General features: G+C 31.4%; 1 protein-coding gene. It reads right to left on the minus strand.

Annotated features, from left to right (window positions below; genetic code table 11):
- The coding region (locus AOG54_RS04570) for a hypothetical protein (protein WP_156324211.1) at nucleotides 1-551 on the minus strand (551 nt) is incomplete at its 3' end.
- Nucleotides 552-567 lie beyond the last annotated feature (16 nt).

The following is a 567-nucleotide window of genomic DNA, read 5'->3' on the forward strand; positions in this document are numbered from 1 at the left end:
AAATTGAATTTTAAATAGGCTATCGTTAATTCTTTATAATTAATATTTCCATTTTTGTATGAATTACTATCTATAAAATCATTAACCGATGAGTATATCTTATGGAATTTTTCTGTTACTCTCCTGTTTCCAAGTAAGTTATCCTTATCACTATAACCAAGTTCTGTAAGAAATTCCCTTTTATCTTTTATTACTTTGGCAATAACATTTACAAAAAATATTAAACTCCATGTATTTCCATTTTCATCCGTACCCCATATATACCTGGCAAGTTTGTCGCTTTCCATTTTTTCAGTAATTTCTGTTACAATTATCATGCCATGTGTAGGTATAAATAATACATAATCTCCTGCAGTAAAATTGCTCCACTGCTTTCTATTTGATGCTCCGGGAGTAAAGCCCCATAAATTTACCCTATTGCCGTTAAATGCAATATTAATGCCCATGCTATGTATAACTGATACATCAATGCTGTTTATTAATGTTCTATTCATGTTATCAATGGCTATTTGGGAGCCAACCGGCCCTGTTATACCAACCTTTATTCCCATATTTATTCCTCCAGAT

It is taken from the genome of Acidiplasma aeolicum (assembly GCF_001402945.1).
Lineage (GTDB): Archaea > Thermoplasmatota > Thermoplasmata > Thermoplasmatales > Thermoplasmataceae > Acidiplasma > Acidiplasma aeolicum.